This is a genomic window from Ectobacillus sp. JY-23, from assembly GCF_023022965.1.
Taxonomy (GTDB): domain Bacteria; phylum Bacillota; class Bacilli; order Bacillales; family Bacillaceae_G; genus Ectobacillus.
Genome location: NZ_CP095462.1, coordinates 3,485,360 through 3,506,380, shown reverse-complemented (window position 1 = coordinate 3,506,380; position 21,021 = coordinate 3,485,360). Strand labels below are relative to the sequence as shown.

Below are 21,021 nucleotides of genomic sequence, written 5' to 3'. Positions count from 1 at the left end.
ATTATTTCATTTGTCACATCATATAAAATCCCCTGGGACGCCCCTGGGGATTTTGGATTTAACAGCGCGGATATACTGGTCGGCAAAGCGGTTGCGGCGATTGTGTCGGTTGCGGATACGAAATAATGTTTGTATTGCTTTGTACGGTTTGTCGATTTGATGATGAACCGAGTATGAAAGATAGATTAGCTGTGTTAAGGAAGACAAACCGCGGCGGTACAGCAACAACCCTTACAGAAAAGCTGACTGTTACGGTTGCGCCAGGTGCAATGTCAGAAAGGTATATTCCTTGTATTGGGTTGACGTTTGGCAAAGGCTCTTCATCGACAGTTACAGAATTGATGATAAACTCTGTTCCTTGCGGCGGTGTATCCTGGAAAATCACTTTCGTCAATGGAACTGTGTTTGGATTAATAATATCAACGGTATACACAATAGTTTGCCCTCTTCTAGCACTACTTCTGTCCGCCCGCTTCCGTAACGTGACCTGTTGCGGCACTTGTTCGAATGGAATAATATTTGTATTACTTTCTGCTGTGCCTCGAGCTGCAACGCTACCAGGTGGTTGATATACAAACGACAGTGTTGCTGTATTTGCAATATCCTCATCTTCCGACCCACTCACAACAGTGACATCAAAGCTTACTGCTACTGTATCTTGTGCAGCGATTGTACCAATTGTAAATCCTGCTACAGGACTAGCAGTTCCAAACTCTGCACCGTCTACACGAACTGTTCCTTCTACAAAGTCTAGCTCTGGTGGAAGTGGATCTTGGAAGAACACCTCTGTTATAGGGAATTCTAGTACGTTTTGAATGCTGACCGTGTACGTGAACCTTGTTCCCACAGTCGCACTGGATACGTTTGCTGTTTTTATTACGACTGGTAACGGGAACTGCACATAATTGACGCTATTCGAATTGCTTCTCGTCGTTCCTGGAATTGGCGCGATTACACCGGACGGCTGATACGTGTACGTGACAGTCGCTGTATTATCAAAGCTTTCATCCTCTGGTTCTGCAGTAACAGTTGCCGAAAAAGTGATAATAGCGGTTTCTCCGGCGGCTAACGTATCAATTGTGAAGCCGGCGATCGGATTCAAGTCCGTAAACGCTTCTCCGTTAAGTGTCACGCTTCCTTCATTGAAAGCAAGCTCTGGTGTGAGTAAGTCACGGAAGAACACGCTTGTAACTGGAATAGTTGCCGCATTTTCCACACGAACTGTATAAACGATTGTTTGCCCTAGAGACGCTTCGCTCACATCCGATGTTTTAGTGACACCCAATAACGTCGGTAATGGTGCTTGATAAGTGACTGTGCTCGGATTACTTGTGTTCGTTTGCGAAATGATTGGGTCAGTCGGTGTTGGACGGTACATGAACGAAATACTCACTACGTTCACATATTGATCTTGAGCCGGTTCGACGATGACCACCGCTTGAAATGTGATTGTAGTAGAGGTATTTGGCTGGATATCAGCAATTTGGAAACCATTAATTGGATTAGCACCTGGAACAGGTACAGTATTCACTCTCACAGAGTTTTCAACAAATTGTAGCTCAGGAACAAGAACGTCACGGAATATAGGATTCATAATTACAAACGTATTTGGATTGTTTGCAATCACTCGATACGTAATCGTATCACCAATTCGCGCCTGCACAACGTCCGCTGTTTTCGTAATGCCTAGAACCACTTGATCAATAGATGTTGTGACAATATTAGACGCTGCGTTACCCGGTACTGGCAATGCTTGCGGATCAACCACATATTGATAATTTGTCGTCGAATTGTTGCGCACTAATGCATTCGCCGGTGCTGACGTAATCACCACTTGATACGTAACTTGTGCGCTCTCACCTGGTTGTAAATCAGGCAAGGCAATTCCCGTTCGGGCATCAGCGTTCGTATTAGCTACACCGTTTACCGTGACACTACCTGGAATAAAAGACGTGCTCGGGTTGCTCGATGAAGACAAGAAAACCGTTTGTGCTACTGTATTGCCCGTGTTTGTTACCGTAACAGTATACGTTAGCGTATCTCCTACTTGCGCAGTTGCTTTATCAACAATTTGGACAGCTCCTAAAATGGCTGTGTTAATTCTTGTTTGCGTTTGTCCTGACGTTGCCAAAGCCGACACTTGCGGAGCAGTCGGATCTACCGTATATCTATACTGTGCATTTGCCGTATTCAATACTGGATTTTGTTGCGGAATCCCCGTTGGTGTGATGCCGAATCGGACGATTACATTCTGTCCTGGCGCAATGGTTCCCAGCTCTAATCCCGCTCCTGGATTACCAGAAACAAGTGCACCATCAACTGTAAGGGTGCCGTTCACCAGTGCTGTATCCGGCGGAAGCAAGTCGGTGAATATCACCTGATTTGCAGGGGTGTTTCCTGTATTCGTAATCGTAATCGTATACGTGATGGTACTGTTAATATCTGCAAAGGCTAAGTCTGCTTCTTTTACAACTACAAGATTTGCATTGTTCACCTGTACCGTCACCGGCCCAGATGTTGTGGTTCGCAACGAGGATGCGCCGATCGGACTTACCCGATACGTATAGGACACACCGACTGTATTCACAACGTCATTAGCAGATGGCAGTGCTGTTACAGTCACTTGGAAGGTGATGGTTGAAGTTGCCCCTGGTGCAATGACGCCCACAGCAATATTCGCCGGTGTTCCGGCTTGCGGCACACCATCTACCTGCAGCGTACCGTCCACGAATGTGATGCCGCTTGGCAGGTTATCCGTGGCAATGACGTTCAATGCGTTGACATTTCCTGTATTGGTCAGCGGAATCGTGTACGTTAACGTATCGCCTATGTTGGCAAACGCAGGTGTTACCGATTTTTCCGCAACGATATTCGCACGGTTGATTTGAACGAGGACTGTGCCAGAAGTAGTGCTTCCCTGTACAGGTGGTTTAGCCGGATCTCCCGTGTAGCTGAATGTAGCGTTGCTCACGTTCGGAATCGGATTCACAACCGGGAAGTTGATGACTCGGACGCTGAACAGGACATGCACCGCAGCACCTGGTGCCAAGCTGCCAAGGTCGATACCAGTGTTCGGGTCACCTGGGAATAACACTCCATTTACGAACAACGTGTTCGGTACAAAGATCAAGTCATCGTCTACAATATCAGTGAACCTAATGCTGCTGGCAGTAGTGTTTCCAGTATTGACAATGTTGGACATATACCAATACGTCGTGCCAATATCGGCGAATTCCACCGAGCTTGACTTGGTGATGGACAATTGCGCTAAGTTTACTTGCGTCGTCACCATGTTGCTGAGAGATGTTTGTGAAATGGGCGGATTGAGCGGGTCCGTTTGGAACGTATAATTTGTTGCAGACATGTTGGATACAGCTGTACTGCCTGTAATCGTCACCTGAAACGACACTGTTGCCGTGCCGAGTGCCGCAAGAGTTCCTACGTTCACATTGGCAGGAGTTACGCCCGGCTGCGAAATACCATTAACAGTCACACTGTCAAGTACAAATACAGTACCGCTTGGAATGGTGTCTGTAAGGGTAACATCATTAGCTACTGTGTTTCCTTCATTCGTCAAGGTGATCGTATACGTTAATACATCGCCAATCGCCGCCTGGGTAGTATTCACAGTTTTATTGGAAAGAACGATAGCGTCCGTAACCGTCGTGAACACTGTATTAGAGGAAGCGGTGCGCGATACTGGCGGATCCTGCGCCGTTTTTATGAACTGATAAGAAAGGGTGGCGCTGTCTGGAATCGGGTTCACCGCAGGAATGTTTGTCACTGTCACCTCAAAGCTCAAGGAAATGCTGCCGCCCGTAGGAGCCATTCCCAAATTCACACCGCCCGCAGGATTTATATTGTTGATTGCTCCATTGATAATCAAACTGTTCGGCACAAACGCTGTTCCTTGTGGAATCAAATCAGTAAATACAACATTTGACGCATTCGCGTTACCCGTATTTGTGATGGTGAACGTGTACGCTAGAATATCATTAACCCTGGCAAGCGTACGATTCACCGCTTTGTTGATAACAAGAGTCGCATCCACGACTGTCGTGGTGACTTCGTTCGCTGTGACCACTTTTGTGACCGGTGCAGTGGCTGGATCGACAACGAATGTGTAGGAAGTGAAGTTCGTATTTGGAATAATACCTCCAGGCGGAATTGAAATAACGGTAGCTTGATACGAAACCGTCACACTTCCTCCCACAGGAATATCTCCTACATTGAATCCATTCGCGGGATCGAACGTTATCGGAACGCCATTGATAGTCACACTGTTCGGTACGAACGCCGTTCCCAAAGGTGCAATGTTCATGAAAAACGGATTTATGGCTGTCACGTTTCCTATATTGGTTAATACAGTTGTATACGTAATCGTATCGCCGACCGATGCCACCCGTGTAGCACTTTGCACAGCTGTAATGGTCGCTTCACGAATTTCCGTGGAAACCGCATTTGTTTGCGAACTTCCCGCAACAGGAGGCTGCCCAGGTGTAACAACATAATTATAGGAAATAGAGGCTGTATTTGTTGCAGTGGACGGAGTGGGAACACCTGTTACTACCGCTTGAAAACTTACCGTTGCAGTCGCGCCGCCAAGGATGCTCGGCACGGAAATTCCCACGCTCGGACTCGCTGCTGGTTGTGTTGTGCCATTGATAGTGACGCTATTTGGTACAAACGCTAAGCCTGCTGGAATACTATCAGTAAGCGTAATATTATTTGCAGACACGTTACCCGTATTTGTCAGCACGAAGCTATATGTCACTGTATCACCAATTGTCGCGAATGCTTTATCAACACTCTTCACACCCTGTACATTGGCATTGTTTACTGTCACAAATACCGTATTAGAAGAAGTTGTCGCGGCTACTGGTGCCCTCGCTGGATCAACAACAAAGTCATAAGACACTTGCGCTTGGTTCGGAATGGGATTCGGTGTCGGCAATGTTGTCACATTAACAAAGAAGGTGACAGACACAGAGTCATTAGCGGCAAGGGTGCCAACAGGAATACCTACCGCAGGATCTGACCCTGGCTGTGTCACGCCTCCCACCCGGACGCTGTTTGGTACAAATGCTGTTCCGCTTGGAATTATATCTGTCACTGTAATATTATTTGCCGCAACATTTCCTGTATTGGAAAGAGTAATCGTATATAGAATGGGCTCGCCAATTTGTGCAAATGTGAGATTTGCAGCCTTAGTTGCGGAAAGAATCGCTTGATTGATTTGCGTCGTAACAGGGTTGCTGACAGATGTTTGCACGACCGGCGGCTGATCTGGATTAACTCTGATGTTATAGACAGTGGAAGCTGCATTGATGATGGGATTGATGCTTGGTACAGATACAACCTGCACTTGGAAGGAAATAGTCACTGTCGCAAACGCATCGATGGTGCCAATTGTAATGCCATTAGCCGGATTGATGCCAAGATGCTGCACACCATTAATTGTAATGCTGTTTGGTACAAAAGTCGTTCCTGGTGGCAGGATATCTGTGAGAACACTATTATTCGCCGGCACATTACCTGTATTTGTCAACGTCACCGTATACGTGATTGTATCCCCAATCGTCGCCGCGTTCGTTGCAGAAGTCCGCAACACACCGTTATTAACAGCTCCTTCTTTAATGGAAACGACTGTCGCATCATTAACCTGCGTAAACACCGTGTTCGTACTTCCGCTTCTTGCAATAGTACCGCCGCGCTCAAAGCTGTACGTAAACGTTCCGCTGTTCGGAATTGGATTGACCGCAGGTACACTTGTAACCGTCACCTGGAAGGAAACCGCTACTGTTGCCTCCGGTGCTAGTGGCCCAAATGGAATTCCGCTTGCTGGATTCAAGCCAGACTGCGGTACACCATTGATAGAAACACTGTCCCCGACAAACGTCGTTCCTTGTGGAATTAGGTCTGTGAAAACGAGATTGTTGGCAACAACATTTCCCGTATTTGTAAGAATTGTTTCATATATGAGTGTATCATTGAGCTTTGCAAATGTGGAGCTAACCACCTTTTGTCCGGTCACGATCGCTTCGATAATTTGTGTCGTTACACTATTGGAAGTGAACGGTTTTGTCACAATGGACTGACCGGCACCTACTACATACTGATACGTACCTATAATTGTATCCACTACCGTATTACTAGGAGGTATGCTTGTCACCTGGGACTGATAAGTCACCAAAATAGTCGTTCCTGGTGCAATACTTGCTACCGTGGCAAAATTCGTGATATCAACACCTGGTTGTGCGACTCCGTTGATAATCACGCTACCTGATACAAAGACCGTTCCTGGTGGATTACCACTGGTGAACTCAACATTAGTAGCATTGACATTCCCATTATTCGTTAATGCAATTGTATACGTCAAAATGTCATTGATTGAGGCGGTTGCCTCATTAACGCTCAAGGTCGCTGTTACCACTGCGGTATTAATTTGGGTAGAGACTGTATTGCTCGTTGTCGATGCTGGCACAGAAGGCCCAAGCGGATTCACTTGATACGCATACGCCACATTCGCGCTATTTTGAATCGGAGACGCAGGCAATGTGATGACGGTAACCTGGAAGCTTACCGTGTATGTCGCGCCCGGCGCAATTGTCCCAATATTAATTCCCGCTCCTGGATTACCGGGCTGCGGTGTGCCATTTACTACTACACTGTTCGGCACAAATGCCGTTCCAGCCGGAATTGCATCAGTGAATATCACGCCTGTGGCCGCGACATTTCCTGTGTTAGTAATTTGGGTTGTATAGGTCAAAACAGTGCCTACATCGGCTACCGTATTACTTACCTGCTTTACGGCTGTCAATATGGCGCGATTGACCTGTGTTGTGACCGTATCCGAAACGGCCGTCGCCGAAATTGTCGTTGCATCCGGTGTATACTGATACGTCGCGCGGCTTGTATTTGGAATCGGATTAGGCGTCGGAATGGCTGTGACTGTAACCGTAAATATGACTGTCGTTGTTGCACCTGGCGCAATAGAACCAATAGAAAAGCCAGCTTGCGGATTTCCTGCCTGTGGTACACCATTTACAAGTACACTACCAGCGTTGAATACAGTACCAGCTGGGATGCTGTCACTAAAGGTAACTGCATTAGCTATAATATTTCCCGTATTCGTAAGCGTCGTCGTATACGTTACAACCTGCCCAACGTCCGCATATGCTGCATCTACAGACTTATCCAGCACAAGCGTCGCGTTTCGTACCTCGGTGACAACCGTGTTTGTCGTCGCACTGCCGCTGGCCGGCGGTCTTGTCGGATCGAACGTATATTGATACGTGGCTGCCGCGAAATTGGACAATGTGTTTGATACTGGAATCGTATTTACAACGACCTGGAAGGTAACATTTACGACACCCCCTGCTGGGAGGCTTCCGATTGGAACACCCGTGGCGGGGTTAGCGCCAAGCTGTGGTACCACACCGATATTGAAGCTATTCGGAACAAACGATGTGCCTGCCGGAATAATATCTGTTACCACGATATTATCAGCTGCTACGTTTCCACTGTTTGTGAGCTTAATCGCGTACGTGAGGGTTTGACCCACATCGGTAATCGCTGCGCTCGCGCTCTTTTGCGCCGTAACAATCGCTGTGTTGATTCGCGTCGCAAGCGGATTGCTACTAGCTGTTTCAGGCAAAGAGGGATTATACGTGATAGAAGCAGTATTAACAGTTGGGTTAACCGCCGGAATACTTGTCGCTGTTGCCTGGAAGGTAATCGTGACGCTTCCGCCTACCGGAATATCGCTCAGTAATACCGGACCTGCCGGATCCACACCAGGCTGTGGTACACCATTGATTGTGAAACTATCGGCTACAAAAGTAAGCCCGGGCGGCAATACGTCCGTAAATTGCGGCGCCTCAGCCGCTGCCGTACCATTGTTCGTCAGCGTCACCGTATATGTCAGCACTTCACCTACATTAATAGTAGCTTGATTGGCTGTTTTTACCACCACAACATCTGCATCCGTAACCTGTGTGAGGACGGTATTAGATGACGCTGTTTCAAAGGCAGGTGCTTGGTTTGGATCAACGCTGAAATTGTAGGAAGCAGAAGCTGCGTTCGGAATCGGATTCGGTGTCGGTATGCTTACGACCTGTACGGTGAACGACACCTGTGCCGTACCACCTGCTGCAATACTGCCTATTGTGATGCCTGATGGATTCGCTCCCGGCTGCGTCACACCATTCACCACAACGCTGTTTGGCACAAGAACGGTTCCCGGTGGTACAGCATCGCTAAAAAATACATTGAACGCCTGCACATTTCCTTGATTGGTAAGCGTGATTGTATATGTCAGCTCATTTCCTGTCACAACAAGCGTCTTATCTACTTTTTTATTTAAGACTAGGGTCGCATCATTAATCGTTGTTTGCACCGAGTTTGAGGTGCTCGTTTTGGATATAGGTGGTTGTTGCGGATCGACTGTATAGTTGTATGTCGCATTCCCCATGTTCATCAGCGGATTCAGCGGTGGAATCGACGTTACCGTCACCTGAAACGTCACTGTCATATTTGTGCTTGACGGAACGGTCCCAATATCGATGCCAAGCGCTGGATCTGCTCCTGCTACCTGCGAGCCATTTATGAATACGCTATTTGGCACGAACGCGACTCCTACTGGAATACCATCCTGCAGTACGACATTGTTTGCTGCTGTGTTTCCGCTGTTTGTCACGTTCAACGTATACGTAATCACATCCCCTAGGGTAGCGAAAGCACGGTCTGTTGCTTTCGTGACTGTAATATTCGCATTGTTCACCTGTGTGCTGACTGTGTTAGATGTGGCATTTTTACTCAGTGGTGGTTGATTTGGATCAACTGTATATTGATACGTAGCGGATCCACTGTTTGTTGCGACGCCAGTAGACTGGACGGTGACTTGGAATCGTACCGTTTTTGTGCCATTATTTAATACACTACCAATATTAATCCCATTTGCTGGATTTACACCGAACTGTTGCACACCATCAACAAATACACTGTTTGGAACAAATGTTGTACCTGCTGGAGTCGCATCAGTCAAAATCACATTATTAGCCGGTACGTTTCCACTGTTTGTGAAAAGAAGCGTATAGGTTAACACATCTCCAATATCGGCAAAACTACGGTTGACTGTTTTATTAATGGTAACGGTAGCATCATTAATCTGTGTGGAAACATTATTTGTAGCTGTGCTTTCTGTAATCGCAGGTTCGCCTGTAATCGGCGTATATTGAAAAGAAGCATTTGCGGCGTTTACGACCGGGTTGATTGCAGGGACAGAGGGAATATTTACTTGAAACGTGACCGTGGCCACAGCACCGGCTGCAATCGACGGCACATTAATGCCCGTCGCAGGATTAGCAGCAGGTTGCGCTGCTCCATTAACCGTCACGCTGCCCGGTACAAAAACCGTTCCTGATGGAATGGCGTCAGTCAATACAATATTATTGGCGGTAATGTTTCCTGTATTTCTAAGTGTAATGGTATACGTCAAATTATTTCCGATGGTAGCGAACGTCCGATCAACCGACTTGCTTGCTTCAATGATTGCCTTGTTGACAGTTGTTGTCGCAGCATTGCTCGTACCTGTTCCATTTAAGGTTTGACCGGCTATCGGTGTATATTGATAATTAACGTTTGCCTGATTAGCGATAGGATTTGGCGTGGGATAGCTGACGACAGTTACTTGAAACACGATCGTTCGTGTTGCGCCGTTTGCAATCGTTCCTAAGTTAATTCCAGACACCGGATTGGCTGTAGGCTGAGCCGTACCATTGACGGTTACACTACCTGGCACGAACGCCAGACCATTCGGTAGTACATCCGTCAAAATCACATTGTTCGCCGGTAAATTACCTGTGTTAGGAACTGTAATGGTGTATGTCAGAACATCTCCGATTTTTGCGACAGATTTATTGACGCTTTTCGTTGGAAATATATTAGGAGCGTTAATATTGATTTGAATACCAACCGTATTGAGCGCATACGTATCTCCAGACGTACGGAGACGAATGGCGGCCGTTGTTTGGGAATTCGCCAAATATGGTGATACATCCACAGCCGTAATGTCCCAGCTCTGTCTGCCCGCTGAAATATTGGTGCCGCTCTGCGCATTTTGGTTGCGGCTTCCAAACGTACCCGTTGTATCAAGAGTTCCTGCTGAGTTATTAATTTGCGATGCAAAAAAGTTGTTAACAGGATTATTGGGTCCCGACAGAGCTGTTAACGAGCTTAAATTCGGACCGAATAAAGCCTGGTCACCGTTGATAACAGCATCACCCTCGCCCGCACTTAAAAACAGACGACCACTAACCGGCCCTGCTGTAGGAGTCAAAAATCCAGATACAACAATATCAGATGTGCCTGTACTTCCCGAAACAATATTACCTGCCACGTATATATTTAAATTCCGTGCGGGTTCCGCTCCATTTTGATAGGCAACAAGCAGTGTCCATCCAGAATGATTCACCACACCATTTGATGCTTCCAAAGGATCCACAAGTCCCGGTACAGATCCTGCTGTATACGTGCCGGTCCCGCCGTTTTGCACAATGGTTGTGACGTTCGCTGAACGAACATAAAAACCAATTTGTGGACTGCTACCCGTCACAAGGTTACTTGCGGTCGTGGAATCAGGGGTTATATTGAAAAATCCAGCGGGAGAGCGAAAAGTGATTGGATTGTTTAAAACAGCTGATATATTTTGATCGCGCGATAAATAATTCCCGCCCCATACCAGCTCCGCATATAACACCGTACTTCCTGCAGGGAGAGTTAAAATGGCCGACGAACTATTGCTTGTATAATTGAGCGTCGTACCGGCTGGAAACGTCGGTACTTGCTGGGCCGTATTGATTGTAGTAAAAGCACCGATTGCATGAACATCTCCGGCCTGGTTCGCGTTGGCAAGCTTACTAAGCCCCACTGTATTGCCGGTGATAGCGAGTCCACCATTTGTTGTGGTGGAATAGCGATTTACAATTGCCATAAATTCACCTCTATACTTGATATAATCAAAAATTTGGTACATATCTAATATTATTTTCATATAATATGAACCTGCCATATAAATGCATATTCACCTAATAGAGCAATTCACCTAATTCACATATAATAAGAGCTACATGTGATACGAAATGCATTTATATGAACCCATAGCTATAACATATTCAAGTGTCCCTGTCTTTGCTTGTATTTTCATAAAAAATAAGCTTATCCAAAGCTTAAAAATCGCAATATATAAATTAGAATTTTCTAAAAATTATACTATTCTATTACTTCTTCCTCTTGTATAATAGGTTCAACTAAATCAGCTGTTACGGACGTTGCACCTTTTCGTTCACGGTCCGTGCGCATATATCGTAATCATATTAAAGGGGGATCATGCATGAAACGCAACATTATTTCCATTGCCGCCTGCTTGGCATTATTAACGCCGCTTGGGGCGCCTGTCAAAGCCGAAAGCAATGACATTAAGGGAAGTCTCGTTATCGCCGGCGGTGCCGTGGGCGCAACGAACAAAGCAATCTATGAAGCTTTTATCAAGCGAGCCGGTGAAGGTAAAATCGGGATTATTCCGGCAGCCAGTGGTAAGCTTCGCTCTTCTAAAGACTTTAAAAAAGATTTGCAAAGCTACGGCATCAGTGAAAGCAAGATTGATATTTTACAAATTTCTGATCATGATTTTTCCGATACGCCAGAAGATGAATCCACTTGGGAAGCAAATGTGAACAACGCTGCATTTGTGGACAAGCTCAAGAATTATACGGCGATTTGGTTTGTTGGCGGCGATCAGCTTCGCATTACTTCTTCGCTTCGCAACGATGACGGCAGCAATTCTAAAGCACTTGACGCGATTTGGGATATTTACAAAGATGGCGCCGTGCTTGGTGGTACCAGTGCCGGAGCGGCCATCATGAGCGATGTGATGATTACAGGCGGTGACAGCCTTGGGGCATTGCGAGCGGGCTTTGTTACAGAAGAGACAACAACAGATAAGGAATATGCGCCGGTATACATTGAAAAAGGACTTGGCTTCTTTAAACACGGCATTGTCGATCAGCACGTGGACGAGCGTTCTCGCCTGCTGCGCCTTGCCATGACAGCACATGAATACGAAACAAACAAGGCGGCAAACTTTGCATACGGCGTTGATGAAGACACAGCAATGGTCGTTGATAATAAAACAAACACAATCGAAGTTGTCGGACGCAGCGGTTTGGCTGTTGTAGATGTTAGCAAAATGAAAACGAAAAAGTTCACAAAAGGTAAACTGCCTCGCAACGGTATTGCGGATATCGATGTTAGCTATCTAGCACCTGGTGATAAAGTGCACTACGATACAAAAACATTCGAGTTTCCAAACAAGGACGAAACAAAAGGCTATGAATACTATTCCTTCGCACCTCGTCCGGCTACAGGTGTCTTTACACCTTACGGCAAGCTGAAAAATTATCTGTCCTACTCACTTGTTGACAATTCTTCAGCCCAATCTGTAAGCAGCTATTTATATGACAGCAAAGGCATCGGCTATGAAGCCGTATTCCGCAAAACGGAGAAAACAAACGGCTATTGGGGCTACACAGACGGACAAAAAGATGATTATTCCGTTGCACATGTTTCGTTAGATCTCATTCCAACCATTATGGAATTTAAACCGGATGCTTCTGTAACGAAAAACTACAAGCCATCTGACTTTAAAGTACAATCAACAAACCGCACAGATATTAAAGGAAATCTCGTTATCGCAGGCGGCGCACTAGGCAGTACAAACCGGGCTGTGTACGATGCATTTACCTCCCTTGCGAAAGGAAAAATTGGGATTGTCCCAGCTGCAAGTAACCGTCTTTCTTCTTCTAATGCCTTTAAACAAGATTTGATTTCATATGGCTTTAAAGCGGAGGACATTGAAATTTTACCAATCTCCAATCATGACTTTAAAGGTACACCAGAAAATGAATCTGCATGGAAAAGCAATATGAACAGCGACGAGCTTGCAAATAAGATCAAAGGTCTTGGCGGCATCTGGTTCGTGGGTGGTGACCAAACGTTAATTACTGGATCTCTTCGCAACGACGACGGCTCCGACTCCAAAGTGTTAAACGCAATTTGGGATATGTATGCAAACGGCGGGGTGCTTGGCGGCACGAGCGCAGGAGCAGCCATCATGAGCGATGTCATGCTAGCAGGCGGCGACAGCTACGGCGCACTGATGAACGGCTTTACAAATCAATACGACGGCATGACGCAGCAAGAAGGCGGTCCTGCTTACTTAGAACGCGGTCTTGGCTTCTTCCGCTACGGCATTATTGACCAGCATTTTGACAACAAAGCAAGACTAGGCAGACTTATCGCAACAGCTTATGAAAAAGGTAACAAAGCACAGCTTTCTTACGGCGTAGACGAAGATACAGCGATGGTTGTTCGCAATGAAGCAAAAACAATTGAAGTAGTTGGTCGCGGCGGCGTTACACTCATAGATTTAGCAAATGTAAAAGCAAAAAAAGCGAGCAACTACCAAGATATTTCTCTATCTTTCATTAAACCGGGCGATACAGTAAATCCGGAGACAAAAGCAATTGCCATTAACCCGAAAAAATATGAAACAAAGGGCTACGAATACGCTGATACAAAAGTGGCACCAAATGGCGGCGTCTTCTCACCGCACAATACGTTGAAGCAATTCGTCTCCTATGACCTTGTAGACAATGCCGGCACTGACAAAATCACAAGCTACAGCTTTGAAAATGGTAAAGGCTTTGAGTTAACATTCCGCAAGGGCAAAGAAACAAACGGCTACTGGACAAACACAGACGGTCAGCGTGATGACTACTCCTTCACCAAGGTACTACTTGACATCACACCGATTCGTGTGGAAAGTAAATAACACATAGCTTTTCAAGCAATTGAAAACGTATAAAAAACGAGTATAGGATCTTTGCGATGCTGTACTCGTTTTTTATATGCAGGTACATCTTTTTTCATTGTACCCCCATGAAAAGGTAATTTATGTTAAAATATATTAAAAAAGCTTGGTATTGTGTCAAAATAAACCTATAAGGCTAACATAGGGAGGTAAGCGATGCATCCTGTTTTAAATCAAATCGGTACTGTGTTTATCCCGGTACGTAACATTAGAGACGCTCGTGATTGGTACTGTGATCTATTAGGTTTACCAGCAGACGGTGAAATATTATTCGGTCATTTGTACATAGTGCCTATGAAAGGAACAAGCATCGTGTTAGACAGCAAAATATATGCGGAGGAGCATGTTTTCAAAATCCCGCCTTTTCATCTGAACACAGATGATATAGAACAATCCTATACGTATATGAAAAGCAAAAACATTGAAATCACAACCAACATCGAGCATAACCATTGGTTTCAATTTAAAGACCCTGACGGCAACCATTTAATGATTTGCAAATGTTGATTCTGTTGTAATGTATTTCTACATCAACTCCACTATCCTTTTTCTGTCACCTTTGACTTCATAGAAAAAAACAATCTCCCGATTCAAAAGGAGATTGTTTTTACTTAGGCTGTTTTCGCAAACTTTGTTGCTATGTGCGAGTGGTTGATTTCCGCGGGGCATACGTTGAGCCTCCTCGCCTTACAGCCTGTGGACCTGCTGCTCCCGCGGGAGTCTCGCACCTTCCGCTCCAACCAATCTGAACCAAAGAAACCTATCTGAAAACAACAAGCTCTTAGAAAAGAGCCTTTACGTATCTAAAATTGCAAAACTTCCCCATCTTCCGGCACAACCACACGTTGTGACAGCACTTTTTCCGCCATAAAGCTCTTCAGCTCCGCCCTTGTTAACAAACAGTGATTCAGCGCCTCCATGTGCGATACAACAATTGTCGCCTGCGGAGCTGCTTCATATGTTTGATAGATATCTTCTTTTGTCATCGTAATCGGGTCACCTTGCAGGAACTGTGCAGCCCCGCCATTTACCACAATGACCCCAGGATTGTGCGCTTCTAGCGCTTCCTGTACGTCATCGCACCAAATCGTGTCACCTGCTATATATAAAGTTTGTTCATCGGGATGCTTATACACAATACCAGAAACATTACCCATCATCCTACCAATTTCGCCTGTGCCGTGCTGACCATCTGTTTTTGCAATGAGAACATCTCCGATTTGCACACCATGTTCAAAGGACTGTACATGAGCAAAACCATCTTTCCGAATTGCTTCCGCATCCTCTTCATTTTGCGTATAAATAGGCATATCCTTTGGCAATACTTGCTTCGCTACATCATCAAAATGATCAAGGTGCAAATGTGTCACAAACACCGCATCCACCTTCACTAGCTCTTCTGCAGCAACTGGCAGCCCCACCAGCGGATTTTGTTTATCTTGATTTGGCGTATTTGGAAATGCCGGTATGGTTCCCTGTCCCGCAAAAAATGGATCAACCAGAAACCTCTTACCACCGTATTCTAACACAAGCGTCGCATTGCGAATTTGTCGTATTTGCATAAGCACTTCCTCCTTTTCATTTGCTTCTTCTATAAGATAATATAAAGAAGAGGAACAGGTACATAGACAAAATCAAGAGTTTTCCTCCATCTACTTGAATGTTGAAAGGAGTTTCAAAATGCTCGATGCTACTGACAAAAAAATTATCGAAGAATTATCAAACAATGGACGTATAACGATGAAGGAGCTTGGCGCAAAGGTTCATCTTACTGGTCAAGCCGCTTCCACGCGCGTTTTGAAGCTAGAAGACGAAGGCATCATTGAGAACTATACCATTAAAGTGAACCACAAAAAGCTAGGTCTGCCTGTTCATACCTTTCTACATATATACACAAAAAATGTTCATCATCAGCCCTACCTTGCATTTCTTCAAACACAGCCCTACATCGTTAACAATTTTAAAATCAGCGGAGATGGGTGCTATTTGCTGGAATGCCGCTTTCCCTCTCACGAAGAGCTTGACCGTTTTTTAGTTGGGCTCAACGAACATGTAAACTATAAGCTTTCCATTGTTATTAATAGCTAAACAGAAAACAAAGCTAGGGTTACGACATGGACTTATGGTACCCTTGATCTGACTCCTTTGGCAGAACGGACGAAATAACGGCGGAGAAATCACGCCGCTTGGCGATACGTAAACTCATCAATCCCAATAGAAGCACTGGTACGAGTAAAGCGGCATATGAATACTGCACACCGTATCCGTCAGCAATTACACCTAAAACGGGCGCACCAATTGCCACCGAGGTTTGATTGATTGTTTGCCTTGTCGCAGCCATTCTGCCGTAAAAGGCTGGTTCTGTGGCAATCTGCTGGACAGACTGCATTAAAACGCGCAGCCAGGTCGTGCCAAGACCGATTATAAATATGCACCCAAACGCAATCACCGGTTCCTTGAAAATAGCCATCCCAAGCAAGCCCAGTGCTGTTATCAACAATGCGAAAAACGGAACATGATATTTTACTTTATATAAATAGAACGTAGCTGTCACCCCGGCGACAATTGCCCCTAACGAAGCAGCACTTTCCAAGATGCCATACAGTGCCGCATCTCCATGTAAACGAGCGCTAGTATATACGGACAGCATGCCCGCCGTTGTATGTACCACAAGCTGTCCGACAAACATAAGTCCTAGTAAACTGTACATAAGGGGCACGCGGTGAATATAGCGAAAGCCGTCAGTCAAATCACGAAATACCGATGCAGGCTGATAAGCCCGCTCCTTCAATTCATACGACACCATACCAAGACAAAGGAGCGTAATACAAAACGATCCCAATACAATACCAACTGCACCTTCTGCTGAAAACCAATGCAGCGCAAAGCCGCCAAAGCTTGTGCCGATTAAACCGCCCACCGAGACGGCTGAGCCCTGGTGGCTAAAGATTCTTGGAATCTCTTTTTTCTCATATACCTCCGTAATGAATGCCTGCTGTGCCGTCCGAAATAAGGAAGCGAAGGTTTGGACACTCATATGTACAGCAATCAGCATCCAGGGCTGTATTACATCAAGGAGCATCGCACCCCATAAGGCTGTAATAGACAGCAAAATAATACCGGTTGCCAAAATCGTTAACGTTTTCCGATTGGCGCGGTCCGCCCATACGCCAAACACGAGATTCATAAACACGCCTGGCAAAAATCCGAAACCTACCATCAATCCTGTGTAAGTTGCATCGGAGGTTAACTCATATAAAATCCAAGCGACAATGATAAAGTACATCGTGCTCCCGAAGGAAGAAAAAAATGCAGCCGTCAATATGCTTTTATCTTTCACCGCTGTTCACCACCAAATTCGCTCTCGTATGATTTCTTTTTCCTTCACTTTTTCCAATGTGCCGGCACTTGGACCGTGTGTGGCAGCTTCGTAGCTGTATCCCCTTTTGCCGCGTTCACCTGCGCCTGCGTCAGAAAGATGCTTCCGCGCAGATCCGCACCGCACAAGTCAGCATCTCTAAAGTCTGCGCCGATTACATCGGTTTGTCGCAAATCCGCGCCGCGCAGATCGGCTGCGATTAATAGTGCTCCTCGTAAGCTAACTCCTCTTAAGTTCGCACCTTGTAGCTTCGCACCCAGAAAATCTCTTCGTTTCGCAAGCTTCGCATTTGTAGGCTTAGGACGCAGCAGCTCACTCACCTTTAGCAGCAATGCATTGACATATGCGCGATGCCCTGGCACATCAATTTCCAAGATTTCCGCAGGCGCTTTTTTTGTCAGCTGCTCCGTACGTTCAAACGCAATTTGCAATTCATCATGAATCGCTTGCGCTACTTGTGCTTCTAACGCTTCCTTTATATACCAAAGCATCTCATGAAGCTGCTGCACAATAGGAAAGACTTGAAACATTTCGTTCGCAAGCTCGGGATGCTTCACCCAGTCTTTTCCTTCATAAATGTTTTGCGATACGTTTTGACCAGCACCAAAACATTCATACGCTACACAGCCTCGAAACCCCTTGCTTCGTAACTCGTCATGAATACCACATAAAAAATCGGACTGCAAATTCCGGCACGGTGTACCACTATCTTTGTTAAAAGCGAAATCGGCTGATTTTGCGTAGGGCAAAGCCACGCAGCACAAGCCAAAGCAGTTCATACAATCCGAGCGCAATTTTTGTTCTATACTTCGTTGATTAGACAATACAAACACTTCTTTCTATCAGATTCTTCAGAATGGCTTTTCCTTACCAAAGTCGTTTCCGCACACATCCTCACCATTTTCTTTGGTGGAATTTCTATTATTCTAGGCTCCATTCTCTCATTACCTTGGTAATCCATGTCTAACATGCATGTCAATTAACATATTTATAAAAAGATATCATGCATAAGGAGGCAACTATCATGCTTCAACGCCCGCAATCGAACGAATACAATCCATATTTCGCAGGATACCTCGCACACGTTCCCGATGGAGACTTGCTCGAAATTCTAAAGAAGCAACAAGAAGACACACATCGCTTGGTCGAAAACGTATCAAAAGCGCAAGAGGAATACCGATATGCTGTAGGAAAGTGGAGCCTAAAGGAGGCGCTCGGACATATCGCGGATACGGAGCGCGTGATGAGCTACCGTCTTCTTGTCGTGGCCCGTGGCGACCAAATGCCGCTGCCGTCGTTCGATGAGGACGCCTATATAGCGAACGCAGACTTCCACCGGCTCGAGTTGCATCATGTGCTTGCGGAGCTATCGGCGGTCCGTCAATGCACCTGTTCCTTACTGACGTGCCTACCCGATCACGCATGGAAGCGAACCGGCACGGTTTTGGAGTATCCAACTACCGTACGCGCAATCGCATATATCATCGCCGGTCATGCGCTCCATCATCAAAACATCATACAAGAAAGATATATACTGAAATAGTACCACGGACAAAGAGGGAAGAAAACACCGTCTTCCCTCACTTCAATATCTCAGATAGGCTCAGACCAGCTCACACAAGAATCCATATCAGAATAATGGCCTCCTGCGGTCCAATTTTAGGCCCCTTCAGGACTTCCTCACTTTTCATACCTCGTTGTACTGCCGTCTGGTCCTGTCACAGTAACCGCCCGCACGTGTCTCATCTCCAGCTCGAACACATACGTATCATGCACGAAATCGCTTTTGCACACAACCCTTTCTTCAGTGGCTTCAACAGGGAACAAACGGAATTTGTAAGGAACACCGTACATTTTTGGAATGATCGCGTACAACGTGTCATCAAAGCCGATGGACAGCGCCCCATACTCTCCTGTCAAATACAGCATCGGCAGATCGAGCGCGCGGAACGCCCGTAGCGGCCGCACCTCTTCCCCAAGCACAATTTTTTTCAAATCCCTGCCGATGCTGATTACGGGTGTAATGTTAATGTTGCTTAACACGATTACAGTCAACTCGTTTTCCAAATCCAGCAGAAAATAATTTACAAATCCGTTAATGTCACCAAAATGACTCGCTTGCCGCCCCTCGATGAACCAACCAAGCCCATAACCATGAGAAGCCTTGAACATTTCCTCCTGCAGTTCTTTACATAGCAGCTTGTTCGTTTGCAATGCCTCACTCCAAATATATAAATCTTCTATTGTGGAATATACACCATAGGCACCAAGCGGAAAGCTCATGTCGATGAATTCCGTGTGGATGACATCGCCCCATACCGTATGACCGGTCGCCAATGATGGTACAATCTGTCGCCCATTATCCACACCCGTGTTTTTCAGGCCTAATACATCGAAAATCTCTCTCCGCAAATAAGCTTCGTATGACATACCCGACACCCTTTCAATAATGGCTGTCAAAAGGAGGTAGCCGGAATTACTGTAGCTCATGCGGGTACCCGGATCAAACTCCAGCGGCATATGCCAAAACGAACTAAGCACCGCCTCCAAGGTCGTCCGCAATCGCATACTTTGCTCCCAATATGCCGGAAACGATGTAAAATTTGGGATGCCGGATGTGTTTTGAAGCAAATGCCGAATTGTGACAGGCTCATGCGGAAAATCTGGCAATACTGTCTCGACAGCACCATCGATATCAAGCCTTCCCATTTCATGCAGCTGCAAAACTGCCATCGCCGTGAACGCTTTTGTCAAAGACCCGATGCGAAATTTACTTTTCGTTGTATGCGCTACTTCATATTGAAAGGAAGACATGCCATAGCTCTCTTTTAGCAATACATCTTCTTTGTGTGCGACAAGCACAGCACCGTTAAAATAATTGCTCGTGGCAAGCATATCCATATAGGCTTGGACCTTTTTCTTCATATACTCCTCCTTATCAAGCAGTGTGTTCACTTTTTTCCTACATACAAGAGCACCATCTGTTCTGCTTGTATAAAATGACGGCGATACTCATATTCGTCACCAATAACCGAGTAATGCAGCGATAAACCATCAATTATGCCCCAAAACATGCTGGCGATTACAGTCGCATCAACATGCGCCTCGAATTCACCGCTTGCTTTTCCCTCTTCAATGATCTCTTTCAAAAAATCACGATATTGATACTTATAGCGCGACACCATAATGTCGCGGAGATTCTCATGACGAGCAGAATGAATCCAGAATTCCATATGCACCCGAATTAACCCTTGCCACTGCAGACCCACTTTCGCCTCTCGATACATACGAAACAGCTCTTTTATTTTTCCGGTCGCACCTTCAATCGTCGCAAAACGCTCACGAAGCGCAGTAAACGTTCGACTTGTTCTTTCTTCCATCAATGCAATATATAATTCTTCCTTGCTGCTGAAATAGTTGTAAATAAACCCTTTGCTCGTTTTAGAATACGCGGCAATATCATCAATTGTGGTAGCATCATATCCTTTTTCCGAAAAGCATTGCAATGCACTTTCTAGCAGCAACTCTCTCTTTCTTTCCTTATATTCCTCAGAAACCTTTGGCATACGACACATCCTCTTATATTCATTTCAATCTTATTTTTAGCATCATGGCGGCCTTGGAGCCCTTTTTTCTTCTAAACCCTGACCGTAGCCCGTTTCTCTCTTTTATTTAGGCTGTTTTCGCAAACTTTATTGCTATGTAACAAGTA

General features: G+C 45.6%; 10 protein-coding genes. 4 read left to right on the top strand and 6 right to left on the bottom strand.

The annotated features are described in order from the left end of the window. Nucleotides 1–58 precede the first annotated feature (58 nt). Nucleotides 59–11,053: a DUF7507 domain-containing protein gene (locus MUG87_RS17635; protein ID WP_247083923.1), complete on the bottom strand. Its 10,995-nt coding sequence runs from the start codon at nt 11,051–11,053 to the stop codon at nt 59–61. Between the two features lie 339 nt (nt 11,054–11,392). On the opposite strand from MUG87_RS17635, the gene MUG87_RS17630 reads away from it, so the two are divergent. Together MUG87_RS17630 and MUG87_RS17625 are read left to right on the top strand one after the other, a co-directional pair. After that, nucleotides 11,393–13,891: a cyanophycinase gene (locus tag MUG87_RS17630; RefSeq protein ID WP_247083921.1), complete on the top strand. Its 2,499-nt coding sequence runs from the start codon at nt 11,393–11,395 to the stop codon at nt 13,889–13,891. A gap of 195 nt (nt 13,892–14,086) precedes the next feature. Then, on the top strand, nt 14,087–14,437 hold the full coding sequence (locus tag MUG87_RS17625) for a VOC family protein (RefSeq protein WP_247083919.1): 351 nt from the start codon (nt 14,087–14,089) through the stop codon (nt 14,435–14,437). A gap of 296 nt (nt 14,438–14,733) precedes the next feature. Here MUG87_RS17625 and MUG87_RS17620 read toward each other — a convergent pair whose 3' ends face one another. Next, the gene (locus MUG87_RS17620) at nt 14,734–15,492 is read right to left on the bottom strand and encodes an MBL fold metallo-hydrolase (protein ID WP_247083917.1); all 759 of its coding nucleotides are present in this window, start codon (nt 15,490–15,492) and stop codon (nt 14,734–14,736) included. A 118-nt stretch (nt 15,493–15,610) separates the two neighbouring features. Between MUG87_RS17620 and MUG87_RS17615 the strand changes: the two genes are divergently transcribed. Continuing rightward, nucleotides 15,611–16,018: an Lrp/AsnC family transcriptional regulator gene (locus tag MUG87_RS17615; protein WP_247083915.1), complete on the top strand. Its 408-nt coding sequence runs from the start codon at nt 15,611–15,613 to the stop codon at nt 16,016–16,018. A 19-nt stretch (nt 16,019–16,037) separates the two neighbouring features. Here the strand turns inward: MUG87_RS17615 and MUG87_RS17610 are convergent, their stop codons facing one another. Continuing rightward, nucleotides 16,038–17,270, bottom strand: coding sequence for an MFS transporter (locus MUG87_RS17610; RefSeq protein WP_247083913.1), 1,233 nt, complete (start codon nt 17,268–17,270; stop codon nt 16,038–16,040). Between the two features lie 44 nt (nt 17,271–17,314). Next, on the bottom strand, nt 17,315–18,088 hold the full coding sequence (locus MUG87_RS17605) for a pentapeptide repeat-containing protein (RefSeq protein ID WP_247087766.1): 774 nt from the start codon (nt 18,086–18,088) through the stop codon (nt 17,315–17,317). A gap of 320 nt (nt 18,089–18,408) precedes the next feature. On the opposite strand from MUG87_RS17605, the gene MUG87_RS17600 reads away from it, so the two are divergent. Then, nucleotides 18,409–18,852, top strand: coding sequence for a DinB family protein (locus MUG87_RS17600; protein WP_368042546.1), 444 nt, complete (start codon nt 18,409–18,411; stop codon nt 18,850–18,852). Between the two features lie 137 nt (nt 18,853–18,989). Here MUG87_RS17600 and MUG87_RS17595 read toward each other — a convergent pair whose 3' ends face one another. Together MUG87_RS17595 and MUG87_RS17590 are read right to left on the bottom strand one after the other, a co-directional pair. Further along, nucleotides 18,990–20,234, bottom strand: coding sequence for a serine hydrolase domain-containing protein (locus MUG87_RS17595; RefSeq protein ID WP_247083909.1), 1,245 nt, complete (start codon nt 20,232–20,234; stop codon nt 18,990–18,992). Between the two features lie 26 nt (nt 20,235–20,260). After that, the gene (locus tag MUG87_RS17590) at nt 20,261–20,875 is read right to left on the bottom strand and encodes a TetR/AcrR family transcriptional regulator (RefSeq protein ID WP_247083907.1); all 615 of its coding nucleotides are present in this window, start codon (nt 20,873–20,875) and stop codon (nt 20,261–20,263) included. Nucleotides 20,876–21,021 lie beyond the last annotated feature (146 nt).